The 3,437-nt window shown below is 63.2% G+C and carries 7 protein-coding genes; 4 read left to right on the forward strand and 3 right to left on the reverse strand.

Annotated elements, in window-relative coordinates:
- Both EN781_RS28905 and EN781_RS28910 read left to right on the forward strand, forming a co-directional pair.
- Positions 1-238, forward strand: a 238-nt coding sequence (locus EN781_RS28905) for an aminopeptidase (protein WP_145965692.1), incomplete at its 5' end; no start/stop codon positions are given.
- 22 nt (positions 239-260) lie between these two features.
- Complete coding sequence (locus EN781_RS28910; RefSeq protein ID WP_126055992.1) at positions 261-617, forward strand: DUF488 domain-containing protein; 357 nt, start codon at positions 261-263, stop codon at positions 615-617.
- Between the two features lie 206 nt (positions 618-823).
- Here EN781_RS28910 and EN781_RS28915 read toward each other — a convergent pair whose 3' ends face one another.
- The gene (locus tag EN781_RS28915) at positions 824-1,177 is read right to left on the reverse strand and encodes an ArsC family reductase (protein WP_126055993.1); all 354 of its coding nucleotides are present in this window, start codon (positions 1,175-1,177) and stop codon (positions 824-826) included.
- Positions 1,178-1,334: 157 nt separating this feature from the next.
- Between EN781_RS28915 and EN781_RS28920 the strand changes: the two genes are divergently transcribed.
- Both EN781_RS28920 and EN781_RS28925 read left to right on the forward strand, forming a co-directional pair.
- Positions 1,335-1,688, forward strand: coding sequence for a metalloregulator ArsR/SmtB family transcription factor (locus EN781_RS28920; protein ID WP_126055994.1), 354 nt, complete (start codon positions 1,335-1,337; stop codon positions 1,686-1,688).
- Positions 1,685-2,164, forward strand: a complete 480-nt coding sequence (locus tag EN781_RS28925; protein WP_126055995.1) for an SRPBCC family protein — start codon at positions 1,685-1,687, stop codon at positions 2,162-2,164. The genes EN781_RS28920 and EN781_RS28925 overlap by 4 nt, the downstream gene beginning before the upstream one ends.
- A gap of 85 nt (positions 2,165-2,249) precedes the next feature.
- On the opposite strand, the gene EN781_RS28930 is transcribed toward EN781_RS28925, so the two are convergent.
- Entirely contained in the window at positions 2,250-2,603 is a 354-nt protein-coding gene (locus EN781_RS28930) for a nuclear transport factor 2 family protein (protein ID WP_126055996.1), read from the reverse strand.
- 166 nt (positions 2,604-2,769) lie between these two features.
- The coding region (locus tag EN781_RS28935; protein ID WP_145965693.1) for a 2-dehydropantoate 2-reductase at positions 2,770-3,437 on the reverse strand (668 nt) is incomplete at its 5' end.

Raw genomic sequence — 3,437 nt, forward strand, 5'->3', positions numbered from 1 at the left:
GCTGTTCTTCAACACGCTGTTCGACGAGAACGCCGCCTGCCATATCGCGCTCGGCCAGTGCTATTCGAAGTGCTTCGTCGACGGCGCCTCGCTCAGCCAGGACGAGATCGCCGCGCGCGGCGGCAACAAAAGCTTTATTCACATCGACTGGATGATCGGCTCGGACAAGATCGACATCGACGGTCTCGGCAAGGACGGCAGCCGCGTGCCGGTGATGCGTAAGGGCGAATGGGCCTGAGGGGGTTCGCTTTGAGGGTGTGATGGCCTTCGACATAGCGGTGAAGCGCATCTATGAAGCGCCGGCGAAAGCGGACGGCCAACGGGTGCTGGTCGACCGCATCTGGCCGCGCGGCATCGCCAAGACGGATGCCGCGCTGACGCTATGGCTGAAGGAGATCGCCCCGAGCGACGAACTGCGCAAATGGTTCGGGCACGAGACGGAGCGCTGGGCGGAGTTTCGGAAGCGGTATTCGGCGGAACTGGATGGGAATGGCGAGGCGATGGCCCAGCTGCGCGCATTGCTCGGCAAAGGCAAGGTGACGCTGCTCTATGGCGCACATGATGAGGCACACAACAATGCGGTGGCGCTGGCGGAGTATTTGCAAGCCCAAGCATAAATGACGTCGAGTTCCTTCGCCCCCCTCTCTGGCCAGCCGGCCATCTCCCCCTCAAGGGGGGAGATCAGCTTTCGCGCCGGCTTTCGCCAAATCGCCAACGTCGCAGGAATGAGCGACGCGCCAAAGCTGCCAATCTCCCCCTCGAGGGGGAGATGTCCGGCAGGACAGAGGGGGGCGCGAAGGATTGCTGCGTACGAGATGGCCCCTTATTTCCCGCCAACCACCTCCTCATAAGCCTCCGGCTTGAATCCAACCAGGATGCGCTCTCCAACCTCCAGCACCGGTCGCTTGATCATCGTCGGCTTGGCGAGCATCAGCTTCTTCGCCTTCTTCTCGTCGAGCGCACCCTTCTCCTCGCCCGGCAGTTCGCGAAAAGTCGTGCTCCCCTTGTTGAGCAGTTTTTCCCAGCCGACCTTTCCGACCCAGCCGTTCAGCCTCTCCGCCTCGATGCCCTCGGCCCGGTAGTCGTGGAAGCGGTAGGGAACGTCGCGGCTTTCCAGCCAGACGCGCGCCTTCTTGATCGTGTCGCAGTTGGTGATGCCATACATGGTGATCGTCAAAACAGGCCTCTTGAACTGACGGATTTACGAATCCGACGGAACCGTAGGCCCGCCCTGCCCGCTTTGCCAACCGTCCACACCTCGATTTTTGGCCTTGCCAATACTTAGGTTTTTTCCTAAGTAATTGCCGACGAGCAGCGACCGAGGAGAACCAACCATGAGCCCGCAGACCGTCAGCGAAAGCGTGCCGCCGATCGACGGCATTTTTCGCGCGCTCGCCGATCCGACGCGCCGCCTCGTGGTGGAGCGGCTGGGCAGGAGCCCTGCCTCGGTCAGTGAGCTGGCGGAGCCGTTCGACATGGCGCTGCCGTCCTTCGTCGAGCACCTCAAGGTGCTGGAAGGCTGTGGACTTGTCCGTTCGGAGAAAGCCGGGCGCGTCAGGACCTACCGGCTTTCACCCGAGCCGCTGGCGCTCGCGGAGAACTGGCTGGCCGAACAGCGCGCGCTCTGGGAGAGCCGACTCGACCAGTTCGATGCCTATGTCATGTCGCTTAAGGAGAAAGAAAAATGAGCTATCCATTCAAGTTCGATCCGAGGCTGGACCTGACACTGGAACGCGTCCTCGACGCGCCGCGCGAACTGCTTTGGCGCGCCTGGACGATGCCAGAGCACGTCAAGCAATGGTTCACGCCGAAGCCGTGGATCATCACCGATTGCGAGATCGACCTTCGGCCCGGCGGCTTGTTTCGCACCCGCATGCAGTCGCCCGACGGCAAGGAGGTCAACGACCGCCATTGCTGCTATCTCGAGATCGTGCCGAACGAGCGCCTGGTGTGGACGGACGCGCTGCTACCCGGCTACCGGCCGTCCGGTGAGCCGTTCATCACCGCGGTCATTGCGCTGACACAAGAAGGCAAAGGCACACGCTATACCGCCACCGCCATCCACCGCGACGAGGCGACGCGCGACAGCCATGAAGAGATGGGCTTCTTCGATGGCTGGGGCACGGTGGCCGACCAGCTTGCGGACTATGCAAAGACGATTTGAGGTCTCGCCCTCAAACGGCGGCCGGAGCGCTTCGCCCCCGGCCGCGTGAGATAACGACAAAACGCAGCGAGCGGGACTGGCCAGGCTAGTAATAAAAACGCTCTTCGCTGATCTTGCCGTTCTTGACCGTGTAGAGGCCGACCTCATTCATGGTGACGCGCTCGCCGGTGGATTTGGGCGTTATGTCGAACTTGAAGCGCAGCGCGAACTGGTCGCCATTGACATAGGGGCCGTCGACCGAGCCGCCGTGAACCTCATGGTTCGCTTCCCACCACTCGCCCTTCTGCTTGACGGCTTCCTTGCCGTTGCAAACGGCCATCGGCCCTTCCATGGCCTCATAGCTGACGATGTCGTCGGCATTGTACCTCGCGGCAGCGCTGTGGCTGTCGCCCTGCTTGAGGAGCTCCGTGAAATCCTTGGCAATTTCGGCAGTGGTCATGACTTCCTCCTGTTCAGACCAGTCGCAGGTAGGGGGTCGATTGCTCGGCTGCCACCATTGACCCGGTCGACAGGTGACAATTCATGTCAGGATGAGCGAGACGGGCTCGCCGCGGCAACATGCTCACATCGTGGCCAAGGCATCGTTGTCGCCGTCCACCTGCCAGCTACAACGGCGAATAACACCCGCGCTCGATGGCAAGGCGCCGCACCAGCGCCAGCACACTGTCGATGTTCGGCGTCGGCTGGCCGGTCAGGCGGCCGAGTTCCTGCACCGCGCTCACCAGCGCGTCGATCTCCATGGGGCGGCCGCGCTCCAGATCCTGCAGCATCGAAGTCTTGTGCTCGCCGACGTCGCCGGCGCCCTTGATGCGCTTGTCGACGGGGATCGGAAAGCGGACGCCGAGGCTTTCGCCGATCGCTTGCGCCTCCAGCATCATGGCGCGGGCAAGCGTTCGCGTTCCCTCGTCGGCGACGATGGCCGCGAGCGTGCTGCCGGTCAGCGCCGAGATCGGATTGAAGGACAGATTGCCCCAGAGTTTTATCCAGATCTCCGAGCGGATGTCCTCGCGCACCGGCGCCTGCAGTCCGGCTTTGACCATCTCGCGCGCCAGCGCGTTTACGCGCTCGCTCTTTTCGCCGGACGGCTCGCCAAGCGAGAACCGCGTACCCTCGACATGGCGGATCAGGCCGGGGGCATCGACCTCCGCGGCGGGATAGACGACGGAGCCGATGACGCGCTGCGGGCCGATGCGCTGCCAGATCGTGCCGCCGGGATCGACCGCCTGGATGCGCGTGCCTTCGAGCGCGCCGCCGGCCTTGTAGAAGTACCACC

The sequence above is a fragment of the Mesorhizobium sp. M4A.F.Ca.ET.090.04.2.1 genome, from assembly GCF_003999085.1.
Classification (GTDB): domain Bacteria; phylum Pseudomonadota; class Alphaproteobacteria; order Rhizobiales; family Rhizobiaceae; genus Mesorhizobium.